This is a genomic window from Corynebacterium endometrii (genome assembly GCF_004795735.1).
GTDB lineage: Bacteria > Actinomycetota > Actinomycetes > Mycobacteriales > Mycobacteriaceae > Corynebacterium > Corynebacterium endometrii.
The window spans coordinates 753,409-768,677 of record NZ_CP039247.1 but is presented as its reverse complement, the minus strand read 5'-3'; the positions used below and the strand labels follow the sequence as shown (position 1 = coordinate 768,677).

The 15,269-nt window shown below is 56.8% G+C and carries 13 protein-coding genes and 1 pseudogene; 10 read left to right on the top strand and 4 right to left on the bottom strand.

Annotated features, from left to right (window positions below; translation table 11 throughout):
* Positions 1 to 243 precede the first annotated feature (243 nt).
* Positions 244 to 1,578: an IS256 family transposase gene (locus CENDO_RS03480; protein ID WP_210726520.1), complete on the top strand. Its 1,335-nt coding sequence runs from the start codon at positions 244 to 246 to the stop codon at positions 1,576 to 1,578.
* A 1,462-nt stretch (positions 1,579 to 3,040) separates the two neighbouring features.
* A complete protein-coding gene (locus CENDO_RS03475; RefSeq protein WP_136140800.1) occupies positions 3,041 to 3,250 on the top strand; it encodes a hypothetical protein in 210 nt (69 codons plus the stop codon).
* 628 nt (positions 3,251 to 3,878) lie between these two features.
* On the opposite strand, the gene CENDO_RS03470 is transcribed toward CENDO_RS03475, so the two are convergent.
* Positions 3,879 to 4,196, bottom strand: coding sequence for a hypothetical protein (locus tag CENDO_RS03470; RefSeq protein ID WP_136140799.1), 318 nt, complete (start codon positions 4,194 to 4,196; stop codon positions 3,879 to 3,881).
* Between the two features lie 117 nt (positions 4,197 to 4,313).
* A complete protein-coding gene (locus CENDO_RS03465) occupies positions 4,314 to 4,541 on the bottom strand; it encodes a hypothetical protein (RefSeq protein ID WP_136140798.1) in 228 nt (75 codons plus the stop codon).
* Positions 4,542 to 4,769: 228 nt separating this feature from the next.
* On the opposite strand from CENDO_RS03465, the pseudogene CENDO_RS11425 reads away from it, so the two are divergent.
* Together CENDO_RS11425 and CENDO_RS03455 are read left to right on the top strand one after the other, a co-directional pair.
* Positions 4,770 to 5,001: pseudogene (locus tag CENDO_RS11425) on the top strand (transposase); the annotation flags it as partial.
* A 777-nt stretch (positions 5,002 to 5,778) separates the two neighbouring features.
* Complete coding sequence (locus CENDO_RS03455; protein WP_136140797.1) at positions 5,779 to 6,843, top strand: alpha/beta hydrolase; 1,065 nt, start codon at positions 5,779 to 5,781, stop codon at positions 6,841 to 6,843.
* 93 nt (positions 6,844 to 6,936) lie between these two features.
* Here the strand turns inward: CENDO_RS03455 and CENDO_RS03450 are convergent, their stop codons facing one another.
* Both CENDO_RS03450 and CENDO_RS03445 read right to left on the bottom strand, forming a co-directional pair.
* Positions 6,937 to 7,851: a 3-hydroxyacyl-CoA dehydrogenase gene (locus CENDO_RS03450; protein WP_136140796.1), complete on the bottom strand. Its 915-nt coding sequence runs from the start codon at positions 7,849 to 7,851 to the stop codon at positions 6,937 to 6,939.
* A 405-nt stretch (positions 7,852 to 8,256) separates the two neighbouring features.
* Positions 8,257 to 9,216, bottom strand: coding sequence for a LysR family transcriptional regulator (locus CENDO_RS03445; protein WP_136140795.1), 960 nt, complete (start codon positions 9,214 to 9,216; stop codon positions 8,257 to 8,259).
* A gap of 147 nt (positions 9,217 to 9,363) precedes the next feature.
* Here CENDO_RS03445 and CENDO_RS03440 point away from each other — a divergent pair, with 147 nt between their 5' ends.
* The 6 genes from CENDO_RS03440 to CENDO_RS03415 all read left to right on the top strand — a co-directional run bounded on the left by CENDO_RS03440 (position 9,364) and on the right by CENDO_RS03415 (position 15,185).
* Positions 9,364 to 10,818 (top strand): 2-hydroxymuconic semialdehyde dehydrogenase, encoded by a 1,455-nt coding sequence (locus CENDO_RS03440; protein WP_136140794.1) that lies wholly within the window; start codon positions 9,364 to 9,366, stop codon positions 10,816 to 10,818.
* A gap of 42 nt (positions 10,819 to 10,860) precedes the next feature.
* Positions 10,861 to 11,637, top strand: a complete 777-nt coding sequence (locus tag CENDO_RS03435; RefSeq protein ID WP_136140793.1) for a 2-keto-4-pentenoate hydratase — start codon at positions 10,861 to 10,863, stop codon at positions 11,635 to 11,637.
* Between the two features lie 43 nt (positions 11,638 to 11,680).
* Positions 11,681 to 12,094, top strand: coding sequence for a RidA family protein (locus CENDO_RS03430; RefSeq protein WP_136140792.1), 414 nt, complete (start codon positions 11,681 to 11,683; stop codon positions 12,092 to 12,094).
* A 66-nt stretch (positions 12,095 to 12,160) separates the two neighbouring features.
* Positions 12,161 to 12,688, top strand: a complete 528-nt coding sequence (locus CENDO_RS03425) for a 3-hydroxyanthranilate 3,4-dioxygenase (protein WP_136140791.1) — start codon at positions 12,161 to 12,163, stop codon at positions 12,686 to 12,688.
* A gap of 49 nt (positions 12,689 to 12,737) precedes the next feature.
* The gene (locus tag CENDO_RS03420; RefSeq protein WP_136140790.1) at positions 12,738 to 13,748 is read left to right on the top strand and encodes an amidohydrolase family protein; all 1,011 of its coding nucleotides are present in this window, start codon (positions 12,738 to 12,740) and stop codon (positions 13,746 to 13,748) included.
* A gap of 93 nt (positions 13,749 to 13,841) precedes the next feature.
* Positions 13,842 to 15,185 (top strand): MFS transporter, encoded by a 1,344-nt coding sequence (locus tag CENDO_RS03415; RefSeq protein WP_136140789.1) that lies wholly within the window; start codon positions 13,842 to 13,844, stop codon positions 15,183 to 15,185.
* Positions 15,186 to 15,269 lie beyond the last annotated feature (84 nt).

The window sequence follows — 15,269 nt, the reverse complement described above, 5'->3', positions numbered from 1 at the left end:
TAAAACCCTGGTGGTGGGGTGTTTTCGGTTTTGCCATGCAGCCGTTTAAGGCCGTTTATTGCGGTGCATGTAGTGGGATTGTCGTGGGATTTGGAGCGCCCTCTGAAGCTGCTAGGAACTAAAACCGCCACCGAGTGAGGATAAGGATAACAATTGTCCCTCACCGGGGCTTTTAAGGAGAGTGTCAGATGGTTTGTGTGTGGGAATCTATCCCGCATAAGGAGATGAGCCAGAATGACAACTATGGCACGACGAGATCCGGCTGATAAGGCCAAGATTGACGCGATTGAGAAAAAGCTTTTAGCCAACCCCGAGATCGCCAAGCTTATTGATCAGCTTGGAACCTCCACTACGGATGCCAATGACCTAGTCAGAGGCATGTTGCAAGCTTCTATCACGCGGGGGTTGGAAGCCGAGATGGACGCTCACCTGGGATACCAGGCTGGTGACCGGGATGGTAAAGCCGCTGCTGGTACGGACAATTACCGCAACGGCTCGTATCCAAAGACTGTTGATTCTAACTACGGGCCGGTCACCGTAGATATCCCCAGGGACAGGGCCGGGACCTATATCCCAACCATGGTCCCTAAAGGATCCAGGCGTTTAACAGACGTCGATGACATGATCGTTAGCCTGTATGCCGGCGGAATGACCATCCGCGATATCCAGCATCACCTGGCCACTGCGATGCGAGTCGATATTTCTCATGAAACCATCTCCGCAATCACCGACGCTGTGCTTGACGAGGTCATGATCTGGCAAAACCGCCAGCTTGACGAGTTCTACCCCGTCATCTTCCTCGATGCGCTACGCATTAAAGTCCGTGACGGCGGCCGAGTGGTCAACAAATCCGCCTACATGGCCATCGGGGTGGACATCGACGGTGTTAAGCATATTCTGGGCTTGTGGATTGCCAAAGAAGAAGGCGCATCGTTGTGGGCGCAGGTATGCTCCAACCTTGCTAACCGCGGCGTACGTGATGTGTTTATCGTCTGCTGTGACGGGCTTAAAGGCCTGCCTGAGGCTATTGAGGCAACCTGGCCAGGCTCAATGGTTCAAACCTGTGTAGTGCATCTGATTCGGGCTGCTAACCGCTGGGTGTCCTACGGTGACCGCAAAGCAGTATCAGCCGCGCTCAAAAAGGTCTACACTGCCCCAGATGAATCCAGTGCTGCTGCAGCCTTGGCAGATTTTGAGGCCTCTGAGCTTGGCGAGAAATACCCAAGGTCAGTCAAGGTCTGGCAGGACGCGTGGGAGCGGTTTGTGCCGTTTTTGCAGTTCCCGCCGGCAGCCAGGAAAGTCATCTATACGACTAATTCCATCGAATCGTTGAACAACGAGTTGCGTAAAGCCACCCGTAACAGGGTGCAGTTTACTAACGATGAATCAGCGCTGAAGACGCTGTGGTTGATGATCTGCAACATTGAAGACAAACGCGCTGCTCGTCGCGATAAAGAAGGAAAACGCGCCTCAGCAACCGCCGGCAGGCTCGTTGAAGGCGCACGAGTTGCTGGCTGGAAACAAGCCATCAACCAAATGGCTGTAGCCTACCCCGAGCGCTTCGACCTATATCTATAAGAAATCAACCCCACACACAAACAACTTGACACGCTCCTTTTAAGCAGCAAAATGCAGAAATCACCTCGAATACGGTCCGGTTCGTGGCTTCAATTGTTCCGCGGACAACACACACGCGTATCACTCCGAAATATCCTTCGCCTGCCACTCCCAAAAGGCAACCACAGCGCCTATGCCGATTGGCGTGTCATCTTGAATTATCCCTTGGCTATATACTGACCTATCTCTCGTAGAGATTGCACGTCTTGTACAACTCCGCATCTTTTTCTACGTTGCGAGCATCTTCTTCTTTTCTACCGTGACAGTCAGCTGACGTTGGTAGATGTAGCAGCACAGGTCAGCAGACTGAAGGCCCCTGTGATCTCTTGAGTAGTAAAACTCCAGTTCGTCCGCGTGAGTTTCGAGCTCCTGTATCCGAATGTTCCCCTCGCTTTGTACTCCACAAAAATGTTGCGATCCTCCGGGGCGGTGTAGGGATCGTCGGGATAATACTTGGCTTTGTCGTTTCGAAGGGTTGCATATTGTTAATTTTTATCTTGCAGCTGAACCCCTTTCCTGATTGTACTTGGTGATGAAGTAGAAGACTGGGACCCAGACGAGTGTGGCGATAGCGACAGAACCTAGGATTGCCATCGCTTTAACGCCTAGCGATACCGGTGCCCAAAGAATCCCAGACAGGAGAAGCCCCAGGAAACTGAGCAATTGGACGGCGATGAACGACATTACGGCTGATTTTTTACTCATTCTTACCTTCTTATTTTGGAATTCTCTCATTGGACGACTATCTCCCGAAAGAAACGGCGACGGTATCCTCTGAAGCTGTCCACTACCAGCCCGGAAAGTTCAAATGCCCCTAGGTAAAAACGCGGATCTAACGGCTGCACTAATTTCCACTGTCGTCTCTTCTGGCGTCATTTCTGGACCGGAAGCTTTTACCGCCAACGCTAGCGATCTAACCACCCATGCCACAGCAAAAGTTATGAATGAGAGCTTCACAAAAGTCTACAGTAAAGAAGCAACCAACAATGGCATGGTATTTTCCGTGGAAACGGAACTGTCACTAAACATAACGATGGTTCTATCACCATCGCCAATGAAGATGGCAGCGAAGTAAAGCTTCGATCATCGTTCCTGTTTTCTGACGGCTCAGTAGAGCAAGTCTCTTACAGGATTGATGGCAACATCATCACAGCTCCCTATTTTAAGTCACTTGTCGAAGGAGAACGTGTTCCTGTTGTTACTCAAGGCGTGGCTGGATGCGTCTTTGGTACTGTCGCAACAATTGGCTCGATAGCAAGTATCCCTCTGACGGCTGGCGTAAGTGCGTGGCCGGCAAATGCGGTAGCGGGCGGCACTGCGGGGATGGCCTCGTATGAGTGCGCTACAATCGGCAAGGGTTAACCTCAAAGATACCTTCACGATATCTTTTTAAATCTCTAACTTCGGAATTGGATGTAATACGATGACTGCCCAGCAGAAAAGGGAAATGGCTTTAGCGGTCGCGAGCTTCATTCTTGTTTGTATAGCTTTGGGTGGAATTCTTGCGTCTGATTTTTCGTATGCGACCGTAGTGATTGGTTTAGCTTGGTTAGTAACGACTGTCATAGCCGTTCGTAAGATTCACGAAATCCAGAAAAGCCAGAATTCTACACACAGCCAAGCAGAGCGTTAAAGTAAAAGCCTATTAAAATCTGTTACCCTCAAAGGGGTAACAGATTACGGTGTGCTGATTGGTTTTCCGGCTAATACTGTTTACGTATGCCGAGAATTTTTCTTCCCAGAAAATCTTTGAATATCCTAGCCTTTAATTAGCATCTCGAAAAAATTGCAGGATTTTATTTCAATCATACTTTTTCGGTATGGCCATTAGCTTAACGCGTAAATATTTCTTCTACCCAAGTATGGGAGGGAATGCTACTTTATTTTACTGCAAAAATAACTAATCAACCTTTAAAAAGCTAAAAATATTGGTGTAATTATTGCTGCTTGCATGCTTTTAACACCCCTACAGCAAGTGCTGATAACTTTTCTTTTTTCAGGATAAAGGTGAAATTCCTTCTTCGCAGGCTAGTAACATGAGCCCAGTTAACGACATTCGTATTGCCGCTTTCTTTTTGGTTTGGGCAGATTAGTGTTCCGCAGATTTTAACCTCGCCCCAGCCATCGCCCTACATATTGCGAAGAGTCACTAAACCTATTAAACAAGCCAACACAGGGTTTACTTCTTTATACCTGGAAGAAGTAACCCCTGTGTCGGCAACGCAGAACAAACTGTGCCCCGCTAAAAAGAGAACAAATTTTTACAAGACAACGGTGACAATAATCAACATGACGATCACAACTGCTGAAATTGTGGAAAATAAAATTACCTTCGGTCGGCTAACAATTACGTAGTCGCCAGAGCTATCGACGCTGGTCAATTTACGAGAAATCCCGTAAACAATAGGCAAAAGGATCAATGCCTCTACAATCCACACCCACCAGGGGTAGTTGATTTTATACATTGCAGCCGCCGACCCGGCAGAGATTAGCACTGAAATTACTACAGCATACAGAAACAACGGAACCTTCAACCCTGCTGGGGTCTTAACAACAGTTCCGCCCGATACTTCACCCATTTCTTAAATTCCTTCCTATCTCCGCACCAATTACTAGCAGCTGGCGGCTGTAATACCAGTGCCTACAGCTGCGCTACAGGCAAGACCACCTGCACCACCAGTTGAAGCGTCCTGGGTTTAGTTTTCCTCTCGGTGATTGTGTCGCTTTCCGGCAAGAATCATGCGGCTGAATACCCAAATTGCAAAAGCTACAACGGTCGAGATGAGTAGAACGACTCCTATAGCAGCTGCCCAACCTTTGGGTCCAGAAATGCTACCTCCATTCGTTGAAAATCCAATGCCAATGGCGATGGCGCAAATAATGAAGCTAACTGCAGCGAGATGCTTTGGCATGTTTTCTTTCATGCTTCTCTCCTTCAGGTTGCGATGCTTTGTTACCCCTTTAGGTAGGGCAATACTTTCAGTTCCGGCATCAACCTTAAGGTTATGGGGAATGATGGTGATTGTCTTGTATTTTTCCTATTTATATACTTTCGTATATTTGATTCTGGGGCTTCATAGCAGACCGTCTGCCTGCGCTGAACCTCTTAGAGGTGCTTCGGGGTGGAGCGGTCTAAGAATTAGGCCCGGGAAGTAGTGACTTTCTGTGAGCAGAAGTCCCCGCGCGTGGCCGACTACCTGGAAGAAGCCCTGGATGGGCTACTCACGTTCACCCACGCCCCGAAAGCAGTGTGGACGAAGGTCTGGTCGAACAATCCCACCGAGCGGTTGAACAGGGGTGATCCGCCGGCGCACCGATGCGGTGGGGATCTTCCCGAACCGAGATCCCGTCGTGCGCCTGGTCGGGGCGGTGCTGGCTGAGCAGCACGAGTGAGAAGGAGCCAGCAGAAGCGCTACATGTCGCTGACGGCCCTGGACCAGGCGAAGACCATGATGAACGCCAACGTCATCGACGCCGGCGAATCCACTCAGGAGGTCGCATGAGCCAGCCGCAACACCGGGCTCGTGCCGGTCCCTTAAGATCGTCATGCTGCCTGTTTTATCGAAAAGGCAGATACACCGCTCGCGTGGACTTGACCGGCGCCGCTGTAGAAATTCCCTACCAGCGCTAGCGCCCATTCTTAGAAATAAAGCGATTTTCCGTTTGGGGCGCCGCGGGTCACGGGTCATTCGCGCCTCATTCGCGTTCCCCGCGGCGCGTGATGCAACAATCCCGTTCGATCGTGCCGTGCGCGGGGGTCACCGTGCGTTGATCGAACGGGATTGTTGCAGTTTTAGCCCATAGCACCGGGTAGATACCGCAATTGGGCCCGCTTCTAAAGATATAAATACGCTCCCAAACTACCCCCGTTACTGAGATAAGTTTCATTCTTCACGCCTCTCCCCCTGCATCCGCCGCGCCGGAACCCACCCGCGCCGGTCACTGAAAGGCGGGGTACGCGACCGTTAGCGCCGCGGCGGAAAGCCGTGGAGGCTCACTGTAGCGTCCAGCGCTTTGTAACGCTCGCGATGTAAGGCTCGTTAAAGCTCTAGGCGCGGCTTTTTGCTTATACAGCGTTCTTGTTCAAACCGCCCCACAGACCGATGGCAAAGCTAAGTGCAGGCTTCCGCCTGACCACGTTAATAAACGGAAGGATCCACCATGAAGCGCTCTCTCCTGGCCAGCGCGCTGCTCGCAATCGGATTGCTATCTGCTCCGGCAACGGCATCAGCTTCCGGAGTGTCCCAAGGCATCCCGGCCGCCCATCAACAGGCTTTCTACTGCGATTCTGACACTGTGCCATCAGATGCGAAAAAGACCGTGCTTCTTGTCCACGGCGTGGGGACCAACGGCGAGGGAACCTACTCCTGGAATTACCAAAAATCCCTACGCGACGCCGGTTATGACGTCTGTCTCATCGATCTGCCAAGTAGCGGCCGGGCTGACCTTACCGAGTCGGCGGACTACGTTTCCTCAGGCATCAAGTTGGCACACGAACGCCTCGGCAAGCCGGTCTCCGTTATTGGGCACAGCGGAGGGCCCACGGCGACCTTATGGGCGCTGCGCTACGACGCTGACGCGGCCGCAAAGGTCGACGATTTCATCTCCCTGGCCGGCGCACTGCACGGTACTACTTTTGTCGGCGCGGTGTGCCAGGTCCTCGGCAGCTGCCCCGCTATCGGCTGGCAGATGCGCATCGGCAGCGATTTCATGACGGCGCTTCACGCCAAGCCGCTGCCCGAGAATGTCTCCGTGACCTCGGTGTACTCACGTACCGATTATGGAATCCAGCCGGCGCATAGGGTCTCCCACATGGATGGCGCAAGCAATATAGCCGTCCAGGACGTGTGCACCACCAAACTCCCCGGACACCTAGGGCTGCTGTCGGACCCGGCCGCCCACGCCGTAGTCATGGATGCGCTGGGCAATGAGGGCTCCGCGGACCCAGCCCGCCTAACCAACGTTGACTGCTCGCGGCTGGTTGCACCGGGCGTTAACCCCGCCCAATCGCTCACGCTCGCCGGAAGCCTGCTTGAGTACGTGAAGCTTCTATTCGAACCCCGCGTTAACGCCGAGCCAGCGCTGCCCGCCTACGCCGTGGCCGACCTTGAGGCCAACAAGGCCTCGTACGAGACCGGCCGAATCGGCTCGTCCGAGGGCTTAGCCGGCAGCTCCCTCAGCTTCGGCAGCGCTTTGGCGGACGCTGCGGCATCATCGAGCCGCTAAAGCCATCTAAATGCAAAGCCGGCCCCTAGCGGTTTATCACCGTTTAAGGGGCCGGCTACTTGGATCTATCGGGGGTTGGCTAGGCCAACGCGTTTAGGCGAAGTTGTTCCACTCCTCCACAACGCCGGTCTTCTTGCCGTTCTCATCGTAGGTGTAGAAGCCCTTGCCATCGGCACGGCCGGTCCAGCCCTTGTCGGCGGATTCCTTGAGCAGCTCGGAGAAGCGGCGGATGTCAGCATCCTCGTTCTGGCTAGAGATGTGAGCAGCCACGTTGAAGCCCACCAAGTCGTAGATCTCGAAAGGACCGTATGGGCTGCCGGTAGAGATTACCCAGTTGCGGTCAATGTCTTGCGGCGTACCAACCTCATTGACGTACAGCTTGGCTGCGGCGTTGAGGAATGGGATCAGCAGGGAGTTAAGGAAGTAGCCCGGCTGTTCCTTGCGGATGCGGCTGACAACCATGCCGGTTTCCTCGGCGTACTGTACGGCACCGTCTACTGCCTCGGGAGCGCTCTTATCGGTACCCATGACCTCGGCGATGTTGCGCTGCCAAATCTGGTTTGCGTAGTGGATGGCAACCACGCGCTCTGGGTAACCAGAAGCATCCGCGAAGTCCGACGGGAGCAGCGACGAGGTGTTCGTTGCAAACAGAGTGGTCTCGGGGGCGTTTTCGCCGACTTCCTTCCATACCTTGCGCTTTAGCTCCAGGTTTTCAGGAACGGCCTCGATGACGATGTCTGCCTCCTTCACCGCCTCAGCCAAATCGGTGGAGGTGGAGATGCGGGCCACCGCCTCATCGAAGCGCTTTTCATCGTAGCCATCGCCCAAATCCTCAGAGTAGCGCTGGCGCATCCAGTTGTAGAGGCGAGGAAGCTTGTCGAGAGCCTCCTGGAATGGGTCATACGCGACTACCTCTTTTCCGTGATACGCAGCCTGCATGGCAATCTGGGAGCCCAAGACGCCGGCGCCAAGGATGGTGACCTTGTCAAACTTTGTAAATTCTGCCATCTTAATTTTCCCTTCCAGTTAGTTGTGGGAGGTGTTAGTGGAAAGCGGTGGTTCTTTGCCAAACCCGCCGGCGATAACCTCTCGGCGGGAGGAACTGGAACTCAACCGCTCGTGGTACAAGCCCCACCGTACACCCAAAATATCCTCCTCGCCGTGCTAGCATCGCAGCCTTCCCGCGGCGCGACGGTGCTCAACTCGTAGTGTCCCGGCTCTTAATCCAAGGACTCAATCCTGCCCGCCCACGTTAGTCGCTAAGCCGGTGTTCCCCGCGCTCAACCCCTTGCCGCCTGTCCCCTCACCTTCACGCATGTCCGGCCAGCAATGGGGAGGCGTACAGGGGCTAAACAGTTGGCAGTGCCTGGCTACGCACCCTTGGGGAGTGGTCGACCCAGCTGAAAATTAATCTCACAGCGGCTCACGGAGCCTGCGGGCGCCGTCTAACAGCAGGCTCTGGAAGCGGCGCACAACGGGGCTTAAGGGGGAATCGGCCGCCCACACCATGCCCGTGTGGGAACCCAAATCCAGATCCTGCACGTGGAGCGCCTCCACGCCATCCATCAGCTGATACATCGTCTGTGGCACCACCGCCAGGTATTTACCCTGGCGCACTAGGTCATGCAGGATGGTGAAAGTCGAGCATTCAATCACGTCCTTGATGAAAGGCACTTCCGCCAGGGAGAAGGCCTTGTCCAATTCCTTGCGCAGCGTGGTCTGCTTCACCGGTAGGACCCACTTGTGCTCCGCCAGCTCCCGCAGGCTCAGGGGGCGACCGGCAGCCACGGCCGGGTGTTCCTCCGCGGCCACCACGGAAATCGGCTCGCGGAACATCGGCTCGAAGTGTAGTGGTTCGCCATTGGGCAGTGTCCGTGGGTCGGATTCGGTAAAGCGGGAGATGTAGAAATCGATCTCCCCGCTGGATATCAGGCTGCGCAAACCGGAAGGGTTAGCCTCGCGCACGTGCACCGTAATGTGCGGGCTTTCCTCTTTCAGCCTGCGGATGGTGCTCGAGAGCAAGTGCCCGGCGCCGGAGAGGTGCACGCCCACGTAGACGTGGCCGGATTCGCCGTCGGCAAGTTCTTGCAAATGGCGAACGCCGGTGCGGATGTGGGATAGCGCCGCGCGGGCCTGTTTTAGGAATGGCTCCGTGAACGCCGTCATCTGCATGCCCTTCGGCGTGCGCTCAAACAGTTCGACGCCCAGGATGTCTTCGACTTCGCGCAGGATGCGGGTGATCGCCGGCTGACTTATGTGCAGCCGCTCCGCGGCGGCGATGGTGGTGCCTTCCTCCACAATCATGATGATGACAACTAAGTGGCGCAGCTTGAGTCTTCCGCGAAAAAAATCGGCGTATTCAACGTCAATCATTTCCCACCTCACCTTTGGATATGCCGAAATTGGATAGCGGTATCAGTAATTGATAGTAGACGGTATAGCCGCAGGGGCGCATGATTTTACGTATTAGCCGAATCGGATTAATTACCCATTCCCACCGGCCCTCACGAAAGGCACACCATGGTTCAAGAAATTCGCAATTTCATCAACAATGAATACGTCGATGGTGTCAGCACCTTCGACGATATCAACCCGGTAGACGGTTCCTTGATCGGCAACGTGCATACGGCCGACGCCGCCGTCGTGGACAAGGCGGTCAAGGCAGCCCGCACCGCGCTCGAAGGCCCATGGGGCAGGATGTCCACCCCGGAGCGCGTCAACCTGCTTCGCAAGATCGCGGACCGCATCGATGAGCGCTTCGAGGACCTCCTGCAGGCCGAGATTGCCGACACCGGAAAGCCAGAAGGCCTGGCCCGCGCGGTGGACGTGGCCCGCGCCTCCGCCAACTTCCGTTCCTTCGCCGATACCGTGGCCTCCGCCGGCCTCGATTCCTACCTCACCGAGCCGGCCAACGGTGACAACGCACTGATGTACGCCGTACGCAAGCCGCTGGGCGTGGTGGGCGTCATTGTCCCGTGGAACCTGCCACTGTTGCTGCTGACTTGGAAGGTCGCACCGGCCCTTGCAACCGGCAACACCGTTGTGGTCAAGCCGTCCGAGGAGACACCAGCCTCCGCCACCCTGCTCGGCGAGATCATGGCCGAGGCGGGCCTTCCGGAGGGCGTCTACAACGTGGTGCACGGCTACGGTGACACCGGCGCCCACATCACCTCCCACCCGGACGTTGATGGCATCACCTTCACCGGCGAGTCAAAGACCGGTTCCATCATCATGAAGACCGTCTCAGACCGCGTGCTGCCGGTATCCTTCGAGCTCGGCGGTAAGAACGCCGCGCTGGTCTTCGATGACTGCAACGTGGAAGAGGCGGTTGCTGGCCTCACGCGCTCCCTCTACACCAACTCCGGCCAGGTGTGCATGTGTACGGAACGCGTGTACATCCAGCGTGGAATCTTCGACGAGGTAGTCGATGGCCTCATCGAGTCCGCCAAGAAGCTCAAGCTGGGCGCCCCATTCGCCGAGGGCACCGACTTTGGTCCATTGATCTCCGCCAAGCACCGCGAGAAGGTCCAGTCCTTCTGCGACCTGGCCGAGAAGAACGGCGCCGAGACCCTCCTGGGCGGCGGCGTGCCTGACATGGGCGCCGAGCTCAACGGCGGTTCCTGGTTCGAGCCCACCCTGTGGAAGGGCCTGGCGCATGAGGACGAGGTCATGCGCAAGGAGGTCTTTGGCCCCGTCGCCGGCCTGATTCCCTTCGATACCGAGGAAGAGGCCATCCACCTGGCTAACGACACCGAATACGGCCTGTGCGCTTCCATCTGGACCCAGAACCTCGAGCGTGCACACCGCGTGGCCCCGAAGATGAATGTGGGCTTGTCCTGGGTCAACACCTGGTACCTGCGTGACCTGCGCGCCCCGTTCGGCGGCTCCGGCCTCTCCGGCATCGGCCGCGAGGGTGGCCAGCATTCCTTCGATTTCTACACCGAGCCCGTCAACGTAGCCATCAAGCTGGGCTAACCGCCCCCTACCCCACCGCTTACCCAAGGAGAGGAACACCTTATGGATCTCAACGCAATCGCCCACACCCTCGACGAAGCCCAAGCGCAGGCACGCGAAACCGAGCAGCTCGATGCCGAACTGCACATCGACCAGGCCTACGAAATCCAGTCCAAAATTCTGGCGGCCCGCACGGAGCGCGGGGAGAACTACATCGGCCCTAAGCTGGGCTTTACCTCCAAGGCGAAGATGGAGCAGATGGGCGTGGACAACATCATCGTTGGCTTCCTCACTGACTCCATGCACCACGCGGCCGGTGAGCCGCTAAGCCTCGAGGGGCTGATTCACCCCCGCATCGAGCCCGAGTTGGTGTTCAAGATTGGACAGGAAATCACCCCAACTGAAGGCGAGGGCGCCGAGGAGCTGGCCACGCGCCTGCGCGAGGCAACGACCCACGTGGCCGCCGGCATGGAGGTTATCGATTCCCGCTACAAGAACTTCAAATTCTCCCTGGCCGACGTGGTAGCGGACAACACCTCCGCGGCGAAATTCATCGTGGGCGATTGGCAGGAATTCCCCCGCGAGGTAGCCGGGCTGGACGTCAAATTCCTCATCGACGGCGAAGAAGTGGGCTCCGCCACTACGGACGCCATCCTCGGCAACCCCCTCGAGGCCTTCAACCAGCTGGCCGAGATGATCCTCAAGTACGGCTTTGAGGTCCCGGCCGGCGCCATCATCCTGGCGGGCTCCGTCACCGCCGCCCAATGGCTCAAGCCTGGACAGAATATCGAGGCTCACATCGAGGGATTCGAGCCTTTGCAGGTCACCATCGCAGGCTAGCCACAGATAAACCCACCCACTATCTCTTAAGGAGCCCCACCTCATGAGTGGAAAAGTAATTGGCCACCTGGCCAAGCCCCGCGGGCGATTCCCGCACGTCAAGCGCGCCGGAGACTTCATCTACGTTTCCGGCACCTCCTCCCGCCGGCCGGATAACACCTTCATCGGCGCCGAGGCTGACGAAATGGGAGTGACCAAGGTAGACATCAAGGCCCAGACCCGCGCCGTGATAGAGAACATCGAAAAGATTCTCAAGGAAGAAGGCGCCGGCCTCGAAGACCTGGTGCAAACCACGGCTTACCTGGTGAACATGAATGACTTCGGCGGCTACAACGAGGTGTACGCGGAGTTCTTCGATGAAAACGGCCCGACCCGCACCACCGTCGCGGTTCACCAGCTGCCCCACCCACACCTGGTAATCGAGATCCAGGCCGTGGCCTACAAGCCGCAGGCCTAGTCCCAGAACTTACAACTTAATACCGTCTTATCACTCACACATTCCCCCTACCGAAAGGACAACGCCATGGCCATCCCAGGCGCATTCAACTTCATGCAGTGGATCGAGGACAACAAGGAGTCCCTCAAGCCACCAGTGAACAACAAGGCGATGATCGTCAATGAAGACTTCATCATCATGATTGTGGGCGGCCCTAATGAGCGCCTTGACTACCACCACGAGCCATACTCCGAGTGGTTCTACCAGCTCAAGGGCAACATGCACGTGAACATCATCGAGGACGGCAAGATTCGCCGCGTAGACATCAAGGAGGGCGAGACCTGGATGCTGCCGCCGAATACCTCCCACTCCCCTCAGCGCCCAGAGGAAGGGTCCATCGGCCTGGTCGTGGAGCAGGTCCGCCGTCCGGGCGAGACCGAGTACTTCCAGTGGTTCTGCCAGGAGTGCGCAAACAAGGTCTATGAAATCGAGGTACAGCTCGAGGACATCGAAAAGGACCTTCCACTGGTCTACGAGGAGTTCTCCAAGACCACCGATGAGCAGCGCACCTGCTCCAACTGCGGCACCGTGCACCCACCGCGCATCGCTAAGTAAAGCGCGCTTTGTGAATGACCTCTCGTAGGAAACAGTGAAGGAAAATCCAGTGAACACCTCCCCCGTTATCGATATCCACGCCCACTTTGTCCCCAAGGGCTGGGACGATCTTGGTCAGGCCACAGGCCAGCCCGAAAAACCCTGGCCTTGGCTCCGGGTCGATTCCGAGCGTGAAGCCATGATGATGGTCGGCGAAGAGGAGTTCCGTCCCATCACCGATAATTCATGGAACGCCCAACTGCGGTTGGAGGAAATGGACGCGGATCAGGTGGACGTGCAAGTCATGTCCCCCACCCCACTGTTTTTTACCTACGAGGAATCCGGCAAGACGGCCGCGACCATCGCCCGAATCTTCAACGATCTCGCCCTAGAGATCGCTGAAGAGGGCGAAGGCCGCCTTATCCCATTTTGCCAGGTGCCTCTCCAGGACACCGCGGAGGCTATCAAGGAGCTGGACCGGTGCATCGATAACGGGCACAAGGGCGTAGAAATCGGCAATCACGTCGGTGACAGGGACCTCGATGACGAAGGCATCGTTGAATTCCTCGCCCACTGCGCCGAGCGCGATGTCCCGGTCTTCGTCCACCCGTGGGATATGGCGGAGTCCCCACGACTCAACCGCTGGATGGCGCGCTGGCTTGCCGGCATGCCGCAGGAAACCCACCTGTCCATCATCTCGCTCATCCTTGGCGGTGCCTTCGACAAACTGCCTAAGAGCCTCAAGCTGTGCTTCGCGCACTCCGGCGGTTCCTTCCCTTACTGGTTGGGCCGTTTCGAAAACGCGTGGCACCGCCGCCCGGATCTCATCGCGACCTCTGAGCATCCGCCATCACATTACGTGGATCGCTTCAGCGTGGACACCGTGGTGTTCCAGGAACCATCACTGCGCCTGCTGCTCGACGTGATGGGCCCAGAGCGCGTCATGCTGGGCTCTGATTACCCCTACCCGCTGGGCGAGACCCCGGTGGGCAACCTGGTCCGCGGCGCGGATTTCCTCACAGAGGAGCAAACCCAGGCCATCCTGGGTGGAAACGCCCAGCGCTTCCTCGGTTTGAAGTAACCGCCCCTCCCTCTTCCCTATCGCTCCTCCACTTACTCTGACTTTCTCCCCTGCCCGAATCATCTATTCTCTAAGAAAGCGAGGTGGTCTCCCGTGGATCTCAAAGAGCGGATTAAATCCTCCCCGATGACCTCCTTCCAGGTACGCGCGATCGCTATCTGCTTCCTGCTGAACATGGTCGACGGTTATGACGTGATCATCATGCCGCTGTCCGCGCCACAGGTAGCGGCGGAGTTCGGCGTGGATGACGTTCTCCTCGGTTACCTGCTCAGCTCCAGCTTGATCGGCATGACCATCGGCGCTTTCGCCCTGGCTCCAATATCTGATTTCCTGGGCCGGCGCAACGTTATGCTCATTGCGCTGATTCTCGCCACGGCGGGTATGGCCATAGGCGCCCTGTCCCCTAACCTGACGGTCTTGTTCGTATCGCGCATTATCGCAGGCATCGGCGTCGGCGGTATGGTGGCCAACCTGTCTGTGACCGTCTCCGAATACTCCAACCGCAAGCACGCGGCGCTGGCCACCGGAATCTACGCTGCGGGCTATCCCGTGGGCGCCACCCTGGGTGGTGCCCTGGCCGGCGTCATCATCGCCAACACCGGTTGGCGCGAAGGCTTCTGGCTGGGCTGCTTCATTACCGCCGCACTGCTCGTGGCCTGTGTGTTCCTGCTGCCAGAATCATATGATTACCTGATCCACAAGGGTGGCGCGAAGAACAAGGAGCGCCTGAACAAGATTCTGCCAAAGATGGGCCAGCAGCCGGTGGAGCGCCTGCCCGAGGTTCCGAAGGGTGAGGAAACCACACTCGGCGACCTATTCAAGGGCGTGTTCGGCAACGGCATGTGGATGCAAACGCTATTGGCGTGGATTGGCTACGCGCTAATTTCCTCATCCTTCTACTTCGCTAATTCCTGGACCACCAAGATCGTTGCGGATTCCGCTGGCGACTCCAACCTTGGCGTGACGGCCAACGTGCTGTACAACGCCGGTGGTATCTTTGGCTCCGCGATCTTTGGCCTTATTGCCATCAAGATCATGCCACGCCGCCTGTTGGGGCTGACCATGATCTTCGGCGCTGCCACCTACTTCCTCTTCGGATTCTTCCTCAACCAGACCTTCGCGATGATGCTCGTGGGCATGCTCGCCGGTATGGCTGCGGTGGCCGGCGTGGCCGGTATTTACCTGATTGGCCCTCCGCTTTATCCTACGAAGGTCCGCGGCGCGGGCTTTGGCTGGCTGATGGGCATCGGCCGCCTAGCGTCCATCGCCGCGCCGATCATCGTGGGTTACGTGCTGGCCGCCGGAGTCGAGGCCGCCAACGTCTACCAGATGTTCGCCGTTCCGCTGCTTCTCGCGGGTGTGGCCTTCTGGCTCCTGGGTATCGTGCGCAAGAAGCAGGGTTTCAACCCAGAACCAACCCACGAATCCCAGAACTAAGCGTTCACCAATCCGCGTCCCAACCTAAGGCGCACCTTGGCCCCCTCGCCTTCTCCGGCGCGGGGGTCTTCTTCTGCGCCCAAC

Bases quoted from the DNA above. Each gene is read 5' to 3' on its own strand.
- CENDO_RS03480 (WP_210726520.1), top strand. From the start codon at position 244: ATGGCACGACGAGATCCGGCTGATAAGGCCAAGATTGACGCGATTGAG.
- CENDO_RS03475 (WP_136140800.1), top strand. From the start codon at position 3,041: ATGACTGCCCAGCAGAAAAGGGAAATGGCTTTAGCGGTCGCGAGCTTC.
- CENDO_RS03470 (WP_136140799.1), bottom strand. From the start codon at position 4,196: ATGGGTGAAGTATCGGGCGGAACTGTTGTTAAGACCCCAGCAGGGTTG.
- CENDO_RS03465 (WP_136140798.1), bottom strand. From the start codon at position 4,541: ATGAAAGAAAACATGCCAAAGCATCTCGCTGCAGTTAGCTTCATTATT.
- CENDO_RS03455 (WP_136140797.1), top strand. From the start codon at position 5,779: ATGAAGCGCTCTCTCCTGGCCAGCGCGCTGCTCGCAATCGGATTGCTA.
- CENDO_RS03450 (WP_136140796.1), bottom strand. From the start codon at position 7,851: ATGGCAGAATTTACAAAGTTTGACAAGGTCACCATCCTTGGCGCCGGC.
- CENDO_RS03445 (WP_136140795.1), bottom strand. From the start codon at position 9,216: ATGATTGACGTTGAATACGCCGATTTTTTTCGCGGAAGACTCAAGCTG.
- CENDO_RS03440 (WP_136140794.1), top strand. From the start codon at position 9,364: ATGGTTCAAGAAATTCGCAATTTCATCAACAATGAATACGTCGATGGT.
- CENDO_RS03435 (WP_136140793.1), top strand. From the start codon at position 10,861: ATGGATCTCAACGCAATCGCCCACACCCTCGACGAAGCCCAAGCGCAG.
- CENDO_RS03430 (WP_136140792.1), top strand. From the start codon at position 11,681: ATGAGTGGAAAAGTAATTGGCCACCTGGCCAAGCCCCGCGGGCGATTC.
- CENDO_RS03425 (WP_136140791.1), top strand. From the start codon at position 12,161: ATGGCCATCCCAGGCGCATTCAACTTCATGCAGTGGATCGAGGACAAC.